This is a genomic window from Micromonospora sp. NPDC002296 (assembly GCF_040296145.1).
Classification (GTDB): Bacteria; Actinomycetota; Actinomycetes; order Mycobacteriales; family Micromonosporaceae; genus Micromonospora.
This window is the reverse complement of record NZ_JBEOWQ010000009.1, coordinates 134877-155396: the sequence shown is the minus strand read 5'-3', so window position 1 is coordinate 155396 and position 20520 is coordinate 134877. Positions and strand designations below refer to the sequence as shown.

Annotated in this window: 18 protein-coding genes and 1 tRNA gene; 7 read left to right on the top strand and 12 right to left on the bottom strand. The window is 68.0% G+C overall.

Features of this window, described 5'->3' with window-relative positions; genetic code table 11:
• The gene (locus ABT023_RS10740; protein WP_350883947.1) at window positions 1-3444 is read right to left on the bottom strand and encodes a BTAD domain-containing putative transcriptional regulator; all 3444 of its coding nucleotides are present in this window, start codon (window positions 3442-3444) and stop codon (window positions 1-3) included.
• A 482-nt stretch (window positions 3445-3926) separates the two neighbouring features.
• On the opposite strand from ABT023_RS10740, the gene ABT023_RS10735 reads away from it, so the two are divergent.
• Window positions 3927-3999: transfer RNA gene (locus tag ABT023_RS10735), tRNA-Arg, on the top strand.
• A gap of 225 nt (window positions 4000-4224) precedes the next feature.
• On the opposite strand, the gene ABT023_RS10730 is transcribed toward ABT023_RS10735, so the two are convergent.
• The 7 genes from ABT023_RS10730 to ABT023_RS10700 all read right to left on the bottom strand — a co-directional run bounded on the left by ABT023_RS10730 (window position 4225) and on the right by ABT023_RS10700 (window position 10445).
• Window positions 4225-5607 (bottom strand): tyrosine-type recombinase/integrase, encoded by a 1383-nt coding sequence (locus tag ABT023_RS10730; protein WP_350883945.1) that lies wholly within the window; start codon window positions 5605-5607, stop codon window positions 4225-4227.
• On the bottom strand, window positions 5604-5789 hold the full coding sequence (locus ABT023_RS10725; RefSeq protein WP_350883943.1) for a helix-turn-helix transcriptional regulator: 186 nt from the start codon (window positions 5787-5789) through the stop codon (window positions 5604-5606). The genes ABT023_RS10730 and ABT023_RS10725 overlap by 4 nt, the downstream gene beginning before the upstream one ends.
• A 20-nt stretch (window positions 5790-5809) precedes the next feature.
• Window positions 5810-7522 carry a replication initiator gene (locus ABT023_RS10720; RefSeq protein WP_350883941.1) on the bottom strand — a complete coding sequence of 571 codons (1713 nt, stop codon included), beginning with the start codon at window positions 7520-7522 and terminating at the stop codon, window positions 5810-5812.
• 74 nt (window positions 7523-7596) lie between these two features.
• A complete protein-coding gene (locus ABT023_RS10715) occupies window positions 7597-8214 on the bottom strand; it encodes a DUF2637 domain-containing protein (RefSeq protein WP_350883939.1) in 618 nt (205 codons plus the stop codon).
• Window positions 8211-9641 (bottom strand): FtsK/SpoIIIE domain-containing protein, encoded by a 1431-nt coding sequence (locus ABT023_RS10710; protein WP_350883937.1) that lies wholly within the window; start codon window positions 9639-9641, stop codon window positions 8211-8213. Before ABT023_RS10710 ends, ABT023_RS10715 begins: the two co-directional genes overlap by 4 nt.
• Complete coding sequence (locus ABT023_RS10705; protein WP_350883935.1) at window positions 9632-9922, bottom strand: hypothetical protein; 291 nt, start codon at window positions 9920-9922, stop codon at window positions 9632-9634. The genes ABT023_RS10710 and ABT023_RS10705 overlap by 10 nt, the downstream gene beginning before the upstream one ends.
• A gap of 94 nt (window positions 9923-10016) precedes the next feature.
• Complete coding sequence (locus tag ABT023_RS10700) at window positions 10017-10445, bottom strand: hypothetical protein (RefSeq protein ID WP_502890635.1); 429 nt, start codon at window positions 10443-10445, stop codon at window positions 10017-10019.
• A gap of 149 nt (window positions 10446-10594) precedes the next feature.
• Between ABT023_RS10700 and ABT023_RS10695 the strand changes: the two genes are divergently transcribed.
• Entirely contained in the window at window positions 10595-11062 is a 468-nt protein-coding gene (locus tag ABT023_RS10695; protein ID WP_350883931.1) for a hypothetical protein, read from the top strand.
• A 4-nt stretch (window positions 11063-11066) separates the two neighbouring features.
• Here ABT023_RS10695 and ABT023_RS10690 read toward each other — a convergent pair whose 3' ends face one another.
• The 3 genes from ABT023_RS10690 to ABT023_RS10680 all read right to left on the bottom strand — a co-directional run bounded on the left by ABT023_RS10690 (window position 11067) and on the right by ABT023_RS10680 (window position 12648).
• Window positions 11067-11792, bottom strand: coding sequence for a GntR family transcriptional regulator (locus tag ABT023_RS10690; protein WP_350883929.1), 726 nt, complete (start codon window positions 11790-11792; stop codon window positions 11067-11069).
• Window positions 11793-12140: 348 nt separating this feature from the next.
• Complete coding sequence (locus tag ABT023_RS10685) at window positions 12141-12383, bottom strand: hypothetical protein (RefSeq protein ID WP_350883927.1); 243 nt, start codon at window positions 12381-12383, stop codon at window positions 12141-12143.
• Window positions 12376-12648 carry a hypothetical protein gene (locus ABT023_RS10680; protein ID WP_350883925.1) on the bottom strand — a complete coding sequence of 91 codons (273 nt, stop codon included), beginning with the start codon at window positions 12646-12648 and terminating at the stop codon, window positions 12376-12378. The genes ABT023_RS10685 and ABT023_RS10680 overlap by 8 nt, the downstream gene beginning before the upstream one ends.
• A 368-nt stretch (window positions 12649-13016) precedes the next feature.
• On the opposite strand from ABT023_RS10680, the gene ABT023_RS10675 reads away from it, so the two are divergent.
• A complete protein-coding gene (locus ABT023_RS10675) occupies window positions 13017-14240 on the top strand; it encodes a helix-turn-helix domain-containing protein (protein ID WP_350883923.1) in 1224 nt (407 codons plus the stop codon).
• A gap of 24 nt (window positions 14241-14264) precedes the next feature.
• Window positions 14265-14732 (top strand): NUDIX domain-containing protein, encoded by a 468-nt coding sequence (locus ABT023_RS10670; RefSeq protein ID WP_350883921.1) that lies wholly within the window; start codon window positions 14265-14267, stop codon window positions 14730-14732.
• A gap of 485 nt (window positions 14733-15217) precedes the next feature.
• On the opposite strand, the gene ABT023_RS10665 is transcribed toward ABT023_RS10670, so the two are convergent.
• Complete coding sequence (locus tag ABT023_RS10665; protein WP_350883919.1) at window positions 15218-15601, bottom strand: very short patch repair endonuclease; 384 nt, start codon at window positions 15599-15601, stop codon at window positions 15218-15220.
• A gap of 269 nt (window positions 15602-15870) precedes the next feature.
• On the opposite strand from ABT023_RS10665, the gene ABT023_RS10660 reads away from it, so the two are divergent.
• The 3 genes from ABT023_RS10660 (at window position 15871) to ABT023_RS10650 (ending at window position 20202) form a co-directional block, all read left to right on the top strand.
• Complete coding sequence (locus ABT023_RS10660; RefSeq protein ID WP_350883917.1) at window positions 15871-17196, top strand: DNA cytosine methyltransferase; 1326 nt, start codon at window positions 15871-15873, stop codon at window positions 17194-17196.
• Entirely contained in the window at window positions 17193-18353 is a 1161-nt protein-coding gene (locus tag ABT023_RS10655; RefSeq protein WP_350883915.1) for a DNA cytosine methyltransferase, read from the top strand. The genes ABT023_RS10660 and ABT023_RS10655 overlap by 4 nt, the downstream gene beginning before the upstream one ends.
• Window positions 18354-18432: 79 nt before the next feature.
• Window positions 18433-20202, top strand: coding sequence for an AAA family ATPase (locus ABT023_RS10650; RefSeq protein ID WP_350883913.1), 1770 nt, complete (start codon window positions 18433-18435; stop codon window positions 20200-20202).
• Window positions 20203-20520: the final 318 nt, after the last annotated feature.

Sequence of the window (20520 nt, the reverse complement as noted above, 5' to 3'; positions counted from 1 at the left end):
TCAAAGTCGGTTGGCGGGCGGCCGAAGCCATTGTCGGGTGAGGGCGTCCGCCATCCGGTCCGCCCCTGCGGCGCGATAGATGGTCACCGCCTCGTCGACCAACCGCCCCGCCGTACGGGAGTCCTGCGCGGCCAGGCAGTGGGCGTGCACCGCAAGGGCATCCGCTTCAAGAAGGCGGAAGCCGTGCGTCCGTGCCGTGTCGCGGGCCAGCTCGCAGGCCCGCTGCGCGGCGTCGCGGTCGCCGGTGTGAAGGAGCGCGCCCGCCAGGCCCACACCGGCGCGGGCGTCGAAGTACGGGTAGTGATGCTGCCTCGCCATGGCCTGCGACTGGAGCAGGCACCGCGTCGCCTCCGACACGTCCAGGCCGGCCAGGTGCGCCTCGCCCAGCGTGGTCAGCAACGCCACCTGGGCACGCTGGTCGCGGACGATCAGGGCGACGTCGTAACCCTCCCGGGCCGCGCTGACGGCGGCGACCGGGGCGGCCTGCTGCCGGTGGAGTTGGCTGATCTCGTCCAGGGTGGACAACTCCCCGTGCATGTTCAAGCGTCGTCGGTAGCCGGTCAGTGCCGCCGTCAGATGCGATGCGGCCTCGTCGAACTCGCCGAGTTGACGCAGCACCATTCCGAGGTTTCCCCGCGTCGACAGCGCAGACGCCTCCCGGCCGGCCCGCTCGTTGATCCGTAGCGCGGCGGTGAAGCACTCGGCGGCGGGCCGGAGCCGCCCCTGATCCGTGTACATGGCGCCCAGACCGCTGAGCGCGAGGGACCGGACGTACCCGGCGCTCTCGTCACCGCACAGGGTGAGCGCGCGTCGATACGAGGTGTGGGCGTCGTCGAGCAGGCCCTGCTCCGCCTGTACGACGCCGATGCTGTGCCACAGGTACGCCGCGGCCTCATGCCATGCGCACGCCTCGGCCAGCAGTGCGCCCGCCAGGTAGTCGTCCAGTGCCTCCCGGTGGCGACCCAGGGCCCACATGGCCTGCCCGCGGCTGATGAGCAGCGCGGCCTGTGCGGCCTCGTCCGCTGCCTCCGCGGCGGCCCGCAGACCGGCTTGCGCCGTTCGCAGCCACCGATCCACATGCCGCCGGACGAGGAAATATCCCCGTAGCTGGTCGGCGATCTGCCAGCTCAGCGGGTCCGGCCCCCGCGCGGCGGTCTGCTCGACCAGAGCCACCAGCGCGGCGACCTCCCGGTCCAGCCACTCCAGCGCCCGGTCCTGTCCCGCGAAGGCGTCCGCCCGTCCGGGTACGGTGGTCGGTAGTTGGACCGCGTGGGGGGAGACCCACCCCGTCGCGGCGATCAGGTGTTCGAGATACCAGGCGTGCAGACGCCTCCGGCCGGCATCGCGCTCGCCGGGATCACCGTCGGCGAGCAGCTTGCCGGCATACAGCCCGAGCAGGTCGTGGAACCTGAACCGATCTGCGGTCAGTTGGAGCAACATGTTGCCGTCCAGGAGCTCGCAGACGACAGCGTCCGTCGCGGCCGGGTCCAGGTCGAGCGCCTCCGCGGTGGCATCGAGTCCGAAGTCGTCACCGGGATGCAGGGCACAGAGCCGAAAAGCCCTCCGTGCGGCTTCGCTGAGATCCTGGTAGCTGAGCTGGAAGCTGGCCAGGACGCTGGAGTCGCCGACGCTCAGTTCGGCGAGCCGCCCGTTCACGTCCCGCAGCCGCCGGGCCAGCTCGGCGGTGCTCCAGGCAGGCCGGTTCGCGAGCCGGGCGGCCACGATGCGAAGTGCCAGCGGCAGCTTCCCGCACGCCAGCGCGAGCTCCTGGGTCGAGCGGGGGTCCGCCGGCGGCCGGCGGCCGCCAGCGTCCGCGATCAACTTCACGGCGTCCGAGATGGGCAGTGTCGGGACGTCGACGACAATCGCGCCGGCGAGGTCCGGCAGTCGCCACCGGCTCGTGACCAGTACGTCACAATGGCCGGGACCGGGAAGCATCGGCCGTACCTGCGCCGCCTCACGCGCGTTGTCGAGAATGATCAACATGCGGCGGTCGGCCAGCTCGCTGCGCAGCGACGCCGACGCCTCGGCCTCATCCACGCCGACCTGGCGAGCCGGCACGCCCAGGGCGCGCAGGAACCGTCCAAGCACCTCCATGGGTGCGACGGCTGCCCCGGTTCCGCCCCGCAGGTCGGCGTAGAGTTGCCCATCCGGGTAGCCGGTGCGCAACTGGTGCGCCGCCCGCAGTGCGAGGGCGGTCTTGCCCACTCCCGCAGCTCCGCTGAGCGTGACGATGTTGGGGGAGACCTGCCCGTCCTCGGACGTACCTCGGTCGAACGCGGCCCTGATCGTGACGAGTTCGGTGGTCCGTCCGACGAACCCCGACGGCGGGGCGGGCGCCTGCTGGAGCACCGGGCGGTGCGCCGGCGCAGGGGCCGGCGACTCGCGGCGCTGCAACGCGTAGTCGTGCGCCTGCCGGAGCTTCGGGCTGGGCTCGATGCCCAGGTGCTCCACCAGAGCGGCGCGAATCCGCTGGTAGGTGGCGAGCGCCTCGGCCTGCCGGCCGCTGGCTGACAGGACCATGATCAGCTCGGCGTGCACCGGCTCGTCCAGCTCGAACTGCCAGGCCAACTCCCGCAACGGCGGCAGCACCTGCTCGCAGCCGCCGGATTCCCGGACGAGCACCGCCCAACTGCGCAGGAGCTGTGCGTACTGATGCCGCAGAGCGGTGGTCACCGGGATGTCGCGCAGCGGCTCCACGTCCGTCTCGCCGCGCCACAGGAGCGCGGCTGCGGCGAAATGGCCGCTGGCCAGCTCGGGGTCGGCCTCACCGGCGCCCAGCGCGATGAGCCGGCGAAACCGAAGTAGATCCAGTTGTCCCGGCGCGAGTACGAGGCGGTAGCCATCGCCTGCCGCGCGGAGCACCCCCGTCGCGTCGTGGAGTCGCAGCTTCCGGCGGAGCCGGCCGACGTAGCTCTGCAGCAGTTGCTGGGCCCGCTGTGGCCGCTGGTAGCCCCACAGCAGCTCGATGAGTTCCTCGCGTCCCACCACCTCGCCGGCGTTCAGCGCCAGTCGCACGAGGATCCGGCGCTGCTTGGTGGAGGCCAGTTCCACCTCGTGCGGACCGCACCGCACCTGAAGCGGCCCGAGCACCGCCACCGAGAGTTCGTCGACAGGGTCGCCGGGCGCGGGGTCGGGCTGCGGCGCCGGTTCCGTGCGGGCCGTGGCGGCTGCCCGCACCAGCTCGGCTCCGTCGTCGTCGCCGGACAGCCCCAGCGCCTCGATCATGGCGTGCAGCGATGCCCGGCGTGGAAGTCGGCTGCGGCCCTGCTCCAGATCGCGAATGGTCGCGATGCTCACGCCGGACCGGTCGGCCAGCTCCCGCTGCGTAACACCGGCGCGCTCGCGGGCTGCCCGCAGGATGACGCCGAACGGCACGTCCGGGGCCGCCCCGGGCGTCGAACGGAACGGAACTGCAGGAAGCGAGAACTCCCATGCCGGCACGGGGGCCGATGTTACAAGATCGGGGCAGCCCGCCCGTACGGTGTGCTACTCACCACGGAAGGTGAACGAGGACGAGCTGCGGGAGCTGGTCCAGCGCAGCCCCGTGGCTGATCCGGGCGCTGAGCGCCGTGCGGGACTCATCCCGAACGCTGGCCCTGCATCCGCGTCTTGCCTGAGCCAGCCCTCGAAGCCCGAAGCCCGGGAGGGATGCCGACGCGCGCTCCTGCCGGCCGGTGGATCCCCGGGCCCGGGGAGCGGGCGGCACACCATGATCTTGTGATGTGCGCGGTGTGTGCTCTCCAACGGATGCCACCCGGGTCAACGCGGGTCACTGTGGGCCGACCGCCGGTCGCAACCCCGGGGTTCGTGTGCTCCGGGTGTGCCCCTGGACTGGGCAAATAGGGGTCCGGGTGACGTGGGTGAACGTGGGCCGCTCCCTGCCACCCCAGGTTAACCCCCAGGTCGCTAGACTAGGCCCTCGCGCCCCCGTAGCTCAGGGGATAGAGCATCGGTTTCCTAAACCGTGTGTCGCAGGTTCGAATCCTGCCGGGGGCACCTCGAAGATCAGCAAAAACGCCATCTGGGCAGCGGATACGTCACCGCGTCGATCGGTCGACCTGTGCAGCCGGATGCCACCCGGAGCCGCCGTTTGCAGCCCTCCGTGCAAAATACGTGCAATGATCTTGGGCGGTTGAGCGACCCTGTTTCCCCAGCTCAGAGCCGCTACAACGCGGAGGGGCCGCAGCGTCGCCACGGCCCCTTGTATCCCGCTAGTGATCATCATCGGCTCAGCGCCGCCTCGATCCGCTCGTTCATCCGGCTACGGTCCCCGTCGAGGCACTTCGCGTACACCTTGAGCAGCACGTCGACCGAGTGCCCGGCCCGCTGCGCGACCTCGGGCGCCGGCAGCCCGGCGTTGAGCCAGAGCGACACCCCGGCGTGCCGCAGGTCGTAAGGACGACCGGCCAGGGGAGAGGCGACCCGGTCCGGGGTCAGGCTCAGCGTCCGCGCCTCTTCCCAGACCCGGGAGTACGTCGACGACGACACCACATTGCCCCGGTCGCTGCAGAACAGCCGCCCGTCGGCGCCGACGCCGAACCGCTCGATGTGTACCCGCAGCATCGTCACCAGTTCCGGCGGGATCGGCACCTCCCGCGCTTCCGTGTCGCCCCGGTGCTTGAGCCCTCGGTCGTCGTGCACCTCGCCGCTGTCGGTGTAGCGCTTCCCGGCCGCCGGCCGTGACTTCTCCACCGTCAGCAGACCCCAGCCGGTTGCCGGAAGATGACAGTCCCGCTCCCGCAGGCCCAGCGCCTCACTCGGCCGCAGAGCCGCGAAGTAGAGGCAGGCGTAGAAGGCGACCAAGCGCTCACCGCGCCGGCCGTTCTTCCCGCGCTGACCGACGTACGTCACGCCGGTCAGCAGTTCGCGCGCCTGGCGGATGTTGACCACGACCCGGCGATCCACCTCGCCGGCCACCTTCCGCCGGGACGACCGGACCCGCAGCTTGTCGACCGGATTGAAGTCCAACAGCTCCAGTTCGACGGCGTACTGGAGGACGTTGTAGAAGACCGAGCGTCGCCGCCTGGTCGTCGACGCCGCCGCCGGCCGCCCGTCCATCGTCAGCCCGAGGGTGTCCAGCGCCGGCCGTACCACCGCGGCTTCCGCCAGTGCCGACAACGGCAGGGACGCCTTGCCGAGCCACCGCAGCGCGGCAGCGATCTCAGCCGGCCGGTCGAGTTGCCGAGACGCGGGCGGAAACTCCCACTCCCGCAACGCCCGCCGCAGCAACGCCGGATCCGGCCGCCCGGCCAGGTCCCGCACCAGTACCGCCGTCACGGTCGCCAGCGCGTCCGTCGTGCTCTCCCGAGACTTGGCCGCCGAGCCCGGCCACTTCATGTCGATGTACCGACGGACGAAGCCGAGCCAGCTCACCGACTCCACCGGCACCGTCATCGACTCAGGCAACCCGGAGTCGCCGTCGAACGCCTCACCCCGGTTTGCCGCCTGCATCAGGTCCGACCGGAAGTTGTCCGCCAGCGCCCGGGTGCCGAACGTCCGGGACTTCGGCCCCGTGCCCACCACCCAGCGGACGGTGTACGACTTCTTGCGACCCGCCAGGCCGTTGACCTGAATGCCACGGATCCGCACCTCGCGCGACTTCACGCCGCCTCCCGGTGCTGTTCCAGCCACGACCGCAGGTCGCGCCGCTCGATGCGCAGCTCACCGTTGGGCAGCTTGATGCAGTCCGGGGCGATGCCCAGCTCACGCCAGCGGTAGAAGGTCCGCCGCGACACTCCGTGGAGCACGGCGAGGACTTCCGGAACGGTCAACAGCTCGCTTTCCATGGGGGGTTCTTTCCTTCGGATCAAGCAGCAGGGGCGAGGGGAACAGCGGTTGCCGAAACGGCGGCGGCTGTTCGTATCCGGGCGGTATCGAGGTCAGCGCGCCAGCGGATGCGGGCGGATATTGCGCGCAGGAGCCGGTGCTCCAGGGGTGGCACGTCGGGGTCTTCCGGCCGGGCGAGTTCGAACCGGTACCGCTTCGAGCCGTCCGCGTCGTCGGCCGCCTGGTCGTGCTCCTCGGTGTCGGCCATGTCACCCGCGAGAATCGCCCGCACCCAGGACCGGTTGTCCGCCCGGTGATCGGCCAGGGTCTTGCCGGACCACTGCCGCGAGACGAGGACGCGCCGGCCGGTGAAGCCGAGGGTGGAGCGTTGGTGGACCTTCCCCGTGCAGCGGCCGGGCGTCAAGCCCGCCTTGACCCCGTCGGGCTGGACGCCGTAGAGCAGCCAGTTCGCGCACGTTGGCGAGCACGGCAGCACGGACAGTTCCGCGTGGAGCCGGTCGAAGTGAGCTTTCTGCGCGTCGGAGCGTGGCTTGGCTTGGTCGGTGAGGTCTTTGGTGACGTACTTGGTTACGTAGCGGATGGACCGCTCGGCGTCCTTGGTGCCCTGCTCGATACCCCGGGCGTCAATCCGTCCGAGGCGGGCGACGTATGCGGGTCGGCTGTCGGGTTCTTCCAGGGCGTCGAGGGCTTCGCTCCAGGTGGGCAGTGGCTCGCGCGTCTTCGGGTCGACGTACGCCTGTCGGTCGACGTCCCACACGGGCGGCTTCTCGACGGCGTAGACCGGTTCGTCGAAGCGTGGCCACCAGACCTGGTGGTAGGTGGCCGCAGCGATCTGCTTGAGCAGCCGGCGGGGGAGGGTGCCCCGGATGGCGAAGTGCGCGTGCGGGGCGAGGCGGCGTTGCAGCTCGATCGCGCCCGCGTACTGGACGTTCCAGCCGGCGGCCCGGCGGACGTTCTGCCACCACCGATCGAGGACCCGGGCGAAGTGGATCGCGTCCAGGGCCGCGCGCCGGTAGTCGTAGCCGGCCGGGTCGACGGGGGTGCCGAGCACGTCGTCATACGGGCCGTGCCGCTGCCCGCACTCGCAGGGGGCGACGTAGGCGCCGCGCCGCAGGTGGGAGTGCACCGACCCGTGCGAGCCGAGGGTCAGCGTGATCAGCATCGACGGGCGGTAGGTCTTGCCCGCCTTGCCCGAGTAGGCGCGGCCGACGGTGCGCGGGTCGACGGGCAGCCGGGGTAGGTCGGGGGTGTCCTGCCGCCGCCGGGTCGACCGCTTGCGCCGTGGGCGCTCGTCGCGTTCCTTGGGGGTGAGGTGTCCGCGCAGGCTGGTTTCGCCGAGGGCTTCGTCCAGTTCGGCGATGGCGGCGTCGATCTCGGCTACCTGGGTAGCCCGCTCGTCTGGGCTCATGGGCTGGTACTCGACTGCTTCGCGTTCGAACTCCAGGTGCGCCCGGACCCGAACGAGGGCGAGCACGTCTTCACCGGGCCTGTCGGGGCGGACGGTGGGTTCGTCGGCGAGGTGCCAGCCCTCCCGGATCTGTTGGATGCGCAGCCGCCGGCCCCGCTCGGCGCAGGGCTTGCACTTCGCGGCGAGGGTCGCGCCGCAGGGGACTTCGACGACCTCGGTCAGGCCGGTGGTGGTGTCGGTGCGGCGCAGGGCCAGGGGGCGGACGCAGACGCCGTGTTGCTCGGCGAGCTGCTTGAGCGCGTCCTTGGCAAGGGGCTTGCGCATCCGGTCGGCCCGTGACCCCGGCCGAGGCCGCTCCGCCTCGGTTGGAGTCACGGTGGGCAGGAGTTGCTGTTGGCTCACTGGTCACGCTCCGAGCCGTACGGCGTGCCGTTCCGGGGCGCGAACGCCGCCGCAGGAACGGGCACCAGCCGCGGCCGTTGCACCGGTCCTGGCGGCGGTAAGACCGGTTCGACGTTCGCCGCCTGGTCGTCGACGAGGTGCAGGGGTGGCCGGTCTTCAGTGCGGGTTTGATCGGCTGACCACTGGTCCCAGTCGGGGGTGTCGGTCGGCTGGTCGACGGGCACCACCGCCGGAGCTACCGAGAAGACGAGCTTGGACAGGCCAAGGAACGCCAGCGCGGGAACGGCCGACAGCAACCAGCCCGACAGGCTCGGCTTCGCCACGGCGAGTTGCGCGGCGAGGGAGAGGGCCACGGCGCAGACGAGCAGGAACAGCGGGTACCCGACCGGACCGCCGGTGCGGCGGCGTCGCCGGATGGTCAGCAGCGCCGCCAGGGGCAGCAGTTCGGAGATGGCGGCATTGGCCCAGCCGAACCAGTCCCCCGTACCGCTCGGGGAGTTGGCCATGGTCCAGTCGTGGACGTGAGTGAACGACGCCGCCCCGGCCAGTCCGCCCACCGTGAGGACGATGAGCAGTAGGACCACGCCCTCCACACGCTCGGTGTCAGCCTTCACGAGGTCACCCCCTGGCGGTTGTCGGTGTCGTCGAGGTGGCGGTATTCGCGGCCGAGTTGCCGGATGTCGTCATCGGTGAGGTAGGCGAAGCGGACCCGGACCGGTTCGCGGACGCCGTCGAGGACGACGAACCCCACCCCGGGGGCGGATTCGGGGATGCGGTCGCAGATGGCCCCCCGGTCGCGGGTGGCGTCGCCGAGGACCATGTCCACCTGCTCGGGCTCGGTCAGCCGTAGGCCGATGCGAGTGGGGAACAGATCGCGGAACGGCAGCACGTCCTTGCGCGGGTCCTGCAACGCGGCGACGACGTGCACGCCGACCGCCCGGCCCTGACTGAGCAGGAGGCCGAGGGCTTCCTTGATCCGGTCGCGGACCTTCCGGTCAGTGATGTACGCCGTCAACGCGGCGAGTTCGTCGACGACCAGGACGAGCAACGGATCCTGCGGCGTCGGCACGTGCTGTCGGGTCACCCCGCGCAGCCGCGCCGCCCGCAGCCGCATCCGCTTCACGGCCTCTTCCAGGACGCCGGCCATGCTGTCGGGGTCGTCGTAGGCGAACCGGGCGAACAGCGGCACCCCAGCCGCCAGCTCCATGCCGCCCTTCGGATCGAACGCCCACACCTCCACCAGCCCCGACCGGATACCGCCGGCCAGGGACCGGAGCAACGACCACAACACCGACCCCTTGCCCGACCCCGTCGCCCCCGCGATCAACACATGCGACCCCGCGAGGCGCAGCCGATACGGCCGCCCGTCCTCGTTGACGCCGAGCGCGAGCCCGTCGAAGTCCGGCACCTCAGCCACGGGCAGCGGGCCGACGATCTCGGCTAAGGGGTCGCGGCGCACGAGGCGCAGCGCCACCCGATCCGGCCGTCCCGTCGATCGGGCATGACCGGTTCGTAGGCGGAAGGCGTAGGCGAGGCGTTCCGCGGCTTGCCCCCAGTCATCCGGGATCTGCCCCGGCAACAACCGGACGGTTAGTTCGTCGCCGAACCGGTCGCAGCGGACCTTGAGCAGTTGCGGCACGTAGCGGTCACCGGCGAACGCAGTCGCCAGCCCACAGGTGGCCATCACCGACGCCCAGCGACGCCGGTAGATCACCAGGGCGCGGACGCGGGCGACGATGGGGTACCAGCCGAATCGCAGCCACGACGACGGGTGCCACCGCCACCAGCCGACACAGCCGGCGGCAAGCGTCAGGATGACGCCGGTCAGGACCAGCTCCCCGTACTCGGCGCGGATCCACAGCGCGAGCGCGGCGGGGGTGGTGAGCCACCAGTACCGGACGGCCAGGACGGTGAGCCTGAACAGGCCCCGGGCCAGCCACCAGAACACCAGCAGCCAACCCGGAATCCGCCACGCCGGAAGGCGCACGTTCATCGGCGCCATGGGGATCTTGTCCCCGGGGATGACGTTGATCAGAGGCACAGGTCACCACCCCGGCCAGGGCGCGCCAGCGTCGAGATGCACGAGCGGCAGGACATGCGGCGCAGGTCGAACCGGCGCGGCTTCACCCACCGGAAGCAGTACGGGCAGCGAATCGCGCGTACCCGCCCGCAAGCCGGCGGCAACCGCAGCACCGACCGCAGGACGGCTTCCGTCTCCCGGTAGGCGTGCCGCAGACCCGCCAGGCGGGTGCGGATCAGGATGAGGGCCGCGACGAGCAGGGGCGCGGCGATGATCAGGGCAGGGGGAACTACGGTGGGCATCACGCCCTCCTTCGTCACGCGAGGGATGGGAGAGCGCGGGACGGGTCGGGACTCTTGGCGGGGAAACGACCCGCCCCGCGCGCGACAGAAGCGGTCAGGCCGCCACCACGCCGGGAATTGCCGACGCCGGACGGATTGCGGTCGCCCGCAGCGAGTACGCCATGCGGGAGCGGCAGTCGCCCGAGGAGCGGCCCGGCTTGCACCGCTGGGAGTCGACGTAGGGGGTGAGGGTCAGGCCCTCAAACTCCACCGCCGGCGGGTAACCCGGCACGGTCGACGGCGGGGGTACCGGCTGCTGCCCGGCGACCACCTTGACCTTCACCTCGGTCGACCGACCGAACTTCCCCGCCTCCGGGTCCAGGTCCATCACCCGGACCACCCAGACCCGCTCCCCGGTGTCCTTGTCCCGCGCCTGGTTGTCCGCCTCACCCCGCCGCTCGAAGTCGATCTGCGGCGACACACCGAGGCAGAGCGCCCCGGCGGGGAAGACGTACTCAGACGGAACCGGCACCTTCAACGTCATTGGAACCACTTGGACAGCCTCCTAGCCTCACCAGTCGTCTTCCTGACAACCGGTTGAGCCAACAAGCTACGTCAGCTTGTAAGCACAAGCAAGGGTTGGGCGAATTCCGTTCACATAGGAGTGTCAGAGGGTGCTGTCAGCCTCTGAGCATGGAGCCTCTCGCCGTGCATCGAGCCGCCGTCGGCATCCTTTATGGGCATTTCGTCCTACGGGACGCATGGTGCGATGCTGAGGATGACGAAGAGTCGTACAGGGATTCGCAGGGCCAAGTAGCCGGCGCGTCCACGTATCAACTCACCGTGCGAGCGCTCTCGGACCCGGGCAAGGTGGGACTTGAGCTACGGCTATGGGCCGGCGAGCCCGCGCCTGATCGCGGCTCGTGGGACGAATGTCGACAGCTTCTGTTGCACTGCCCCACCGGAGAACTACTCGTAGAGCAGATCACCGCCGGAGCGGCGGCAGAGATGACGCTCCCTCAGGGAGCCGGGGTCTACGGCGTCCGGGTCCACCGGAGCAGGCGTGACGACGCCGGGAATTTTCTCATCGACCTCTGGTGGCAGGCCCCGCTGCCGCCGGACGACGATGACGAGGACTTCTACGGCAACCTGTGGAGCTGACCAGTCAGGACAGGGCGTAGGTGTCCTCGATTTCGTGGCGGCTGCCCGGCATCACCAGCACCGATGTCATGATCGGGCTTCCGGATGCCTGGTGGACGGTGATGACGACGCTCATCACCGACTCATCGGCCGGCACCTCCAGGGCCTCAGCCTCGACCCCGCTCACCCGCCGGGCGGTCATCCGCTCCGTGGCGTAGTCGGCCCGTAGGCCCTTGTGGCGGGCGATGAGGTCGAGCAGGCCGCCCCGAATCGGGTCCGGCTTGGTGATGTCGGTACCGACTGCGATGTCCACCGGCACGAACGTGGCCACCAGGTCCACCGGCCCCGCCTCGGAGACGGTCCGGCGACGCCGCTCGTAGACCGGCGTGCCCTCCGGGATCTCCAGTTCCGCCGCGATGCGTGGTGAGGCGAGCACCGGGCCGACGTGCAGGATCTCCGTCTCCCCTGTCTCGTCCAGCTCGACCGCGTCGCGGGCGTAGTCGGGCGAGGTGCGGCCGGAGGCGGGCCGGCCACGTACGAAGCTGCCCTTGCCCTGCTGCGACTCGATCCAGCCGTCCTGCTTGAGGATGCCCAGCGCCTTGAGCACCGTTGGGCGGGACACCCCGAACTCCGTACAGAGCTGACTCTCCGACGGCAGAGCCGCACCGGGCGCGTAGTCGCCATCCTCGATGCGCTTCCGCAGCGTGTTCAACACGCGCAGGTACTTCGGCGTCGGAATCTCGTACGCCATTGCGGGCCACCCCACCTATGAACGCTGCATGAATCACAGCAGCTTAAGAGTTGTTTGCATGACAGAACAAGTCCGGTCAGCCGTTCGGCGTCACACGCTCCACCGCTGCGGTGAGCCAGCCCGACCACGAAGACGCCGCCTCCACCCGCTCCGGACGAGTCGCACCCGGCCACCGACGGGGCAGGCAGCCGTACCGGTCGAACACCCGCAATGCCACCCGACGCGACGAGCACGGACCCTCCTCGCCACAGCCGGCGCAGCGCCCGTCCGCGCTCGACGGCGTGTGCTGGTCAAGCTGCGCCTGCGCCGCCCGAAGCTGATCGCGAAGAGCACTCGACAGGTAGGTGCTCACCGGGCCGCGCGGTCAGGCAGGAAGCTGCTTCCGCGTACCAGGATCTGCGACTGCGGACCCTGCCGGCCAGACGGACCGAGCCTGAACCCCTCAACCCAGAGCCACTCATTGTGCGGCGGGCGATTGAGCACCAGCCGAACCCCGGTCACCCACATCGTCACCGGCCCGGCCGACGGCAGGACACGATCCGCTGCATCGATCTTCAGCACCGCGCCGAGTTGTATCCGGACGTCAAACACCGCGTCTCCTCATCACCGGCGCCACATTGCGAGGCGGCGCACTCTCGGTCCTGCGTCGCTGAATCTGAAGGCCGTCGATCTGCACGAAGACCTCCCGCCGCGCCAGCGCCCTACCGGTCGCTAGGTCGATGGAGTAGCCGGTCAGCCACACCCAGCCGTAGTACGTCGGCCGCTCGTCCACAGACGTGATTCGCAACCACAGCGCGCGGTCGCCGCCGAACTGCACCGACGCCCGCCCATCGACCAGGACCAGGTCGCCCGGCACCGGCACCCCCGGCCGACTCGGCGCAGACGCGCGGGGCACCGGGGCGGGCGGGCCATTCACGGGCCGTCGTTCTGGTCGCGGCCCCACACCAGCACCCACCCCGGGCCAGCCTCAGCACGCCGCCGAACGACCGGAACCCGCGCACTCCAGGCAGGACCGCCGGGCCAGGGATCGAGTCCGCTCCGATCCCTGGCCCATCCCCCGGATGGCGGCGCGGGAAAGGATGTACTTCCAGCCCGCGCCCGAGCAGGATTGGCAGTTGGTCGATACGTTCAGCCCCGTCATAGACACAGGCTGTGGCACGAACCGCCCAACGACCCGGAAAATCCTTCCGGGGTCGCAGCCGACCGAGGGGAGATGGTGAACCGGTGCGAGGGAGAACTCACAACCTGACCATCGGCGAACGCGTCGCCTGGTACCGCTACCGACGCGGCCTGTCCCAGGAAGTCCTGGCCGGACTCATCGGTCGTACCGCCGACTGGTTGGGCAAGGTCGAGAACAACCGGATCGAGCTGGACCGGCTGTCCGTCATCAAGTCCCTCGCCGAAGTCTTGGACGTCTCCCTTGGCGATCTGCTCGGCGAACCCTCCCTGCTCGACTGGACCAGCGACAGCGGCACCGCCACCGTCCCCGCTCTACGCGCAGCCCTGATGAACTACCGCGCCCTCAGCCCGTTCAACGGCGGCACCAACGCGGCAACACCGAGCATCGCCGCACTCGGAAAGGAGGTAGGCGCACTCTGGGACGCCTACCAGGACTCCCGGTTCGGGTACGTCACCGGCCGCCTACCTGAGCTGCTCGACCGCGCCCAGGCCGCCGCCGACCATCACGACGGTGACGACCAGGATCAGGCCCGCCGGCTACTCGGTCTGTCCTACCAGCTCGCCGCGACCCAGCTCACCAAGCTCGGAGAGAGCGACCTCGCGTGGATCGCCGCAGACCGGGGCTTGGCCGCCGTCCGCCCCACCGGCGACCCGCTCATCACCGGCAGCCTGTTCCGCTCCGTCGGCCACGCCCTGCACGCCACCGGCCGCTACGCCGAAGCCGTACGCCTCACCGAAGACGCCGCCGGCTACCTGGAGCCCCACCTCAAGCACGCCACCCCAGCGCTGCTCTCCGTCTACGGCACCCTGTTCCTGTCCGGCTCGATGGCCGCCGCCCGCGCCAACGACGCTGGCACCACCCGTACCTTCCTCGCCGCCGCCGATCAGGCCGCCAGCCAGCTCGGTGCCGACGCCAACCACCTCTGGACCGCGTTCGGGCCGACCAACGTCGCCATCCACCGCGTCGCCACCGCCGCCGAGATGGGAGACCTGCAAGTCGCCATCGACCTCGGCCCCCGCGTCGACACCACCGGCCTGCCCATGGAACGCCGGGTACGGCATGCCCTCGAAGTCGCCCGCGCCTACAGCTCGTGGAACCGCGTCGACGACGCCCAAGCCGCCCTACTCGACGCCGAGCAGATGGCACCCGAGCAGGTCCGCCATCACTTCCTCAGCCGCCAACTCGCCCTGACCTGGATCCGCCGCCAGCGCGGCAAGCCCTCCGCTGAACTGGTCGGCCTGGCCCAGCGGCTCAAGGTGCTCGACTAAACCCAGCCCATCTAGGCTGCCCTGGTGACGGCCAACCAGACGCCACCCATGGCAACCCCACGCGTCGCGGCAGGCGCCCTCTTCTTCGACAACGAAGGTCGCGTGCTGCTCGTTCGCCCCAGCTATAAGGACCACTGGGACATCCCCGGCGGCTACGTCGAACCCGGCGAGTCACCGCGTGCGGCATGTATGCGCGAAATCGAGGAAGAACTCGGCCTCACCACCGTCGTTGGCCCCCTGCTCGTCGTTGACTGGGCGCCAGCCGAGCACGAAGGTGACAAGCTCCTCTTCATCTTCGACGGGGGATCTCTCACCACGGAGCAGGAACAGGCCATCCGCTTCATGGACGGAGAACTCACCGAATGGCGCTACGTTGCAGCGGACAACCTGGACCATTACGGAACGGCTCGACTGACTCGGAGACTCCGCGCAGCGATCGCAGCTCGCAACAGTGGCAACGCTGCCTACGCGGAGCACGGCGACGTTCTGTAGGCTTTCGACACGAGTGTTCAAGGCAGCCCGACAAGCGGGCCGCACACGCCGCCGCCTGGGCACGCGCCGGCCGCTGCCGTGCGGCCGTACGCCGTACGCCCGGCGGCCGGCGGCCGGCGCGGACAGCGGGAAGCCCGGAGGGCCCCGCAAAACGACAGACGTTGACCGGGGGTGTGGTGGGCCGACAACCGGCCGGGCGGCGCGGCTAGGACCCGCGCGGCAGTAGGGGAGCGACGAGGCCGCGTCGGCGAGCTGGCGGCGGTCGCGGAGCTGCGGTTAGGGTGCCTCCGGCGGGGGCGCTCCGGCTCCAGGGTGGCCGGGGCCCGTCGGCGGGTCGCACTCCGTGGGTGGTTGCGGTCGGCCATCCCGCCGGCCATCGACCCGGGCAAACCGAGCAGACCACTACCCGACCCGCCGGCGTCCCTGAGGCAAGTTCAGGAAGAACGAGGAAACGACGGCTGCATATTAACAGCTAATTCCCCGGATCAGGCGCGTCCGCTGGTTGGCCTGACAACGGCTGCTATTCGCGCAGCCGCAGCACTTAGGTCTTCGTGCTCCCAAACGACGATCGGGGTCCAACCGGCCACCTCAAGGCGGCGGAGAGTGTCACGGTCTCGTGCCTCATTGGCTGCTAGCTTCGCACTCCACCAGGCGCTGTTGTTCTTCGGCCGCGTCGCGTGGTCGGGGCAGGAGTGCCAGAAGCAGCCCATCACCAGGACAGCAACTCTCTGTCGAGTGAAGGCAATGTCGACGGTACGTCGAACGTCCGGCAGTACACGGACCTCTACCCGGAACCTCAGTCCTAACCGATGCAGCGCGGACCGAAGTCGAAGCTCCGGTCGAGTGTCCCGTCGCCCTTGTTTGCGCATACGACTCCGCACAGCCGCCGATAGTGGAGCCGGAGCCTGACCTGTCTTCATCTCCTACGTGCCCAATCAGCCTCGCCGCATCCGCTGAGTGATGGCGGTGTGCCCCTCTGCTGCCACCGGTCGGCCGCGCGCTCCCGATCGGGAGACCGAGGTCCGCGGCGCCCCCAGCCTAGCTGGAAGACCTACCCCCTGCACCTCTCCCAGGTGCTCCGTGTGATCCAACGCGCCGTGCCTCGAAAAAGTCCGCGCCTCGGGCTAACCTCCACCCCATGTCAGTCGATCCCGCGCCAGCCGCCTTCCGACGCGAGGTCGCAGCTTGCGCCGACGTAGCCGACTCCTTACCCGCCGAAGGGCTTCACACCGTCGAGAAGTACGAGATAGATTCTGCGCGCAGGCGAGTGCTCCGTCATGTGCAAGACCGCAACGGAAACGTCCTCACGTCCGCGGTTGCGTGGTCGCCCCAAACACTGTCCCACCTGTCAGCTGCAGATGCTCACGACTCTGCCTGGTTGCGCTCGCAGGCGGCACCGCTGGCTCCTGGCGGACCCGCCCTGTCGATGGCCGACCTGTTCTCGGGTTGCGGAGGCTTGACAGTCGGGGCGGTAGAGGCATGTCGAGCGTTGGGCCGCCCGGTCGAGCACGCGCTCGCGGTGGACATCGAGCCCGCAGCGCTCGCCGTTTACGGTGACAACTTCCCAGGCGCCGATCTTCGGGACCAACCAATCGAGATGCTGGTCGACGGACCGCTCGGCAGTGGTCCGACCCCTGGCGAACGGAAACTAGGGGATCGACTGACTGGACTCGACCTAGTGGTCGCCGGGCCGCCGTGTCAGGGGCACTCCGACCTGAACAACCACACGCGTCGGCAAGATCCCAAGAACGTTCTCTACCTGAAAGTGGCGCGATTCGTTGAAGTCGTCCGTCCTCGGAACGTCGTCATCGAGAACGTTCCCGGCGTTGCCCATGACCGGCACGGCGTCGTGCCTCTCGCCATCAATGCGCTGCGTCAGGCAGGTTATACGGTTACTGCAGGCGTGGTGCATGCAGTCGAACTAGGCGTGCCGCAGAATCGAAAACGCCATCTGTTACTCGCAACCCTGGACGAGAAGTCACTCGGCGCGGTCCAAGCACTTTCTTGGCAATTCCATGCACCTCATCGAAGCGTCATGTGGGCAATCTCTGATCTCGACGAGGATCCGGAGGGCGGCACTTTCGACACCTCGGCTCGGCATTCTCCGACCAATAACCGCCGGATTAAGTACCTCTTTGACCACGGGCTCTACGATCTGCCAAACGAGCAACGCCCCGACTGCCACCGCCTCAAGCCGCACTCCTACACCTCGGTATACGGACGGATGCGTCCGGACCGTCCAGCCCCGACGATCACTGCAGGATTCGGATCCACCGGACAAGGTCGATTTGTGCATCCGGAACGACCGAGGACGTTGACACCACATGAAGCTGCGCGGCTCCAAGGTTTTCCAGACTTTTTCCGCTTCAGCAGCGCAGCAGGCCGCCGAGCTCTGCAGCAGATGATTGGAAATGCCGTTCACACTCGACTTGCCTACAGTGCCGTCCTAGGGTTGGTCCGATGAGTCGCACAAGCAGGACGCCGAGGGTCGCTGGTCTGTTCGCCGGTATCGGCGGCATCGAAGTTGGTCTCAAGCAAGCAGGACACGAGACCGCACTTTTGTGCGAAATCGATGCTGCGGCCGCCCATGTCCTTCAGGCCAGGTTTCCAGGAATCCCACTGCGCGATGATGTTCGTACTCTCGGAAACCTGCCTACGGTGGACCTCGTTGCGGCAGGATTTCCTTGCACCGACCTAAGCCAGGCCGGTAGAAAGATCGGCATTACAGGCAGGCATTCAAGTCTCGTTGACCACGTGTTTCGACTCATTGATAGCCCTAACGGAACTCCCACTGTCTTACTGGAAAATGTGTCATACATGCTCCGTCTAGATAAGGGCGAAGCTATGGGTCACCTTGTGCGCAGGTTTGAAGAGCTTGGATACGCGTGGGCCTATCGGGTCGTGGACGCCCGCTCCTTCGGTGTACCACAACGGCGTCAAAGAGTTGTCATGATTGCGTCACGATCGCTTGACCCCCGCGAGGTTTTGTTTGCCGACGAAGGTAATGGGTCGGGTTTCCAAGACTTGATCGGGCCTGTTGACGAAGACTGTGCGTACGGTTTCTATTGGACGGAGGGTCTTCGCGGGCTGGGCTGGGCTCGTAACGCTGTTCCGACCATCAAGGGAGGCAGCGGCCTCGGGATACCTTCTGCCCCTGCAGTATGGGTGCCGGCAACTGGAGAAGTCGGCACTCCCGAGATCGAAGATGGCGAACGAATGCAGGGATTTCCCGCAGACTGGACGCTGCCCGCCATCGAAGCCGGGCACAAGCCTGGGTTCCGGTGGCGAATGGTCGGCAACGCCGTGTGCGTTCCGATGGCTGCATGGGTCGGCCGAAGAATCTCCGAACCCGGCACACCCGTCGTAGCGTTTCAGAGGATGTCAACGGGGGGCCGTTGGCCGCTCGCTGCGTGGGGTGCGAGAGGGGAACGGTGGAGCGCAGAAGCGAGCATGCAGCCGTTCGACGAGGAGCCAAACCTGCTGAAGTTCCTTGCGCAGCCACTTCGCCCTCTGTCCTCTAGGGCGGTGACGGGGTTTCTGTCACGAGCGCGGTCGAGCCGGCTCCGGTTCTCCGACGGCTTCCTAGACGCGCTTGAAGCGCACCGCCTCAGGGTGTCTTGACTAGAGATCTCATACCCGGCTGCCTCCTGGCTCGCCTGCACCCTACCGCCCTCGCAAGGGGACCAACTAGAGTCCCCGCATGACCCAGGACCCGTTTGCCGACCTGTTGGCTAGCATCCCTCGTCCTGCAAAGGCCGAGCCGGGCGCACGGTCGGTGCCAGCGCCTACCGAGTTTGAGTTCCGTCTCAGTGAGCAGATCGACTTGGCCTACGGCAAGGGTTCCGGTACGGTGTGGCGCGATGTGCAGAAGGTTCTGGGGCCGCACTTGGGCCTTACCCCAGAAGTTGTCGGCGCAATATCCGTCACGGAGGACGGGGTCAAGAACAACCGCCCGTTGTCTGCGGGCCTGATCACCGCGCCACGACAGTTCCTCCTCATCGTCGTCGACGCCAAGGTAGGCCTCCCCAAGCAACGCCAAGCCGTCAAGCAACTAATCCCTCTCACGAGACACATGACCACCGTGGGCCTGGCCGAGAAGGTCGATGACGTTTGGCGGGTTCGGCAGATTATCGACGTCGAAGGCGTCGGAATTGGGCGGCATGTTAAAAAGTACTTTCCGCTTGTATCCGAGGTAGAGACCGTTCCACTCGTTCCCATGGGGGCTCCTGCCGCCATACCGCTGGCCGAAGTGGAGCTGCCCGTAGAACCAGACTCAACTGCTTTCGATCCGGATGACGACTTGCCGTTAGAGGTGAGTGGCGGGATCGCAGGCCTTACGAAACGCCTCATGAAAAAGCTTGCCGAGCGCTTCCTTTGCTTTACCGACGCAGAGCAGCTCGTTAGCCAGTGCGTGTTGGCACTAGTCCAGGGACACCTCGTCCTGCACGGTCCGCCGGGAACTGCGAAGACGACGCTTGCTCGACTGCTGGTCGAGGAGTTTGGCTGCAGCGAGCAACTGGAAACGGCAACAGCCGACTGGAGCACGTACGATGTGATCGGCGGATTTCGCCCCGGCACAGGGCAAGATCAGCATGAGATTCTGACGGTTCATCGAGGCTGCGTCACCGAGGCCGTACTGGTTTGCCAGAAAACCGTCCAAGAAAATGCAGCAGATCGCACCGCGCAACAGGCCCACTGGTTGATCCTGGACGAAATGAACCGGGCGGAGATCGATAAAGCGATCGGCCCCCTGTATACCGTGCTCGGAGGTGGCGTTCGAACCCTCAAGCTGTGGTTCGCCGACGAGACTTTGCCCGCCAACCTGTACGTCCCGCGGCGGTTCCGAATCATCGCAACGATGAACGACGTTGACACCGCCTACGCCAACGAGATCTCGCAGGGTTTGTCACGTCGGTTCACCTTTGTGTACATCGGGATACCCGGCCGGGAGCAAACGCACCAAGAGATCGCAGCGGTGACGGCCCAGGGTATCGAATGGCTAGCCCGTGAGCATGCCGGCCTCTTGGCTGGCACTGGCACTGCAATCGACGAGGCGTCTTCGCTTGCAGCTCGGAGCGACGTTCAAACTTCTATCCTGCGGCTAGAAGAACTGCTGAGGTGGATCCGATATGGGGAGCTCTCACTTGTTGCAGGCCCCTCCTCCGCTGACGATCTTGCGACCGCAGACGAAGAGGCGGTTACCACCGCCAACGCTGCTGCCGTCACTTGGCCGCTGGGTACTGCCCAAGCGCTCGACGTAGTACGACAGCTGCTCTTGGCCGCCACCGCTTATGACAACATTGCCCTCCGACTCGATGAGGCGGTCTCGGATCTGATTGTTCCACAGCTAGCCCATGCACCGCGTCCTCTGCTGTCGGCGATTTCGGATGGTCTAGCGGGGGCGGGAACGTGGCCAAAGAGCCGCCGTAGTGTGGAGCGCCTCCTTAACCCTCTTGCGCTCCAGTCGTAACGGGTGCCGATTTCCATGACCAGCCTGTCGAACAGCGGAAGGTTGAGCGAGAAGTCTCGCCAACGAGCGATTGCGGACGCATTGCCGTGGGTTGCAACATACTTCAGCGGCGCAGACCGCCAATACCTAGCGTATGAACTGAGTGGATACGAGAACTCTGAGGGTGAATTCCGCGCACGAAGCCGGTTCGCAGCCGCCCTTCTGCTGCGAACTCGGATCTATTCAGCTGAGCCTTTGGCAGAGATCCTGCGTCAAGTAGCCGCAAACCCCAGCTTCCGCTACCGATTAGCGTCTGCGTCAGAACCAGGTTCGGTGCGT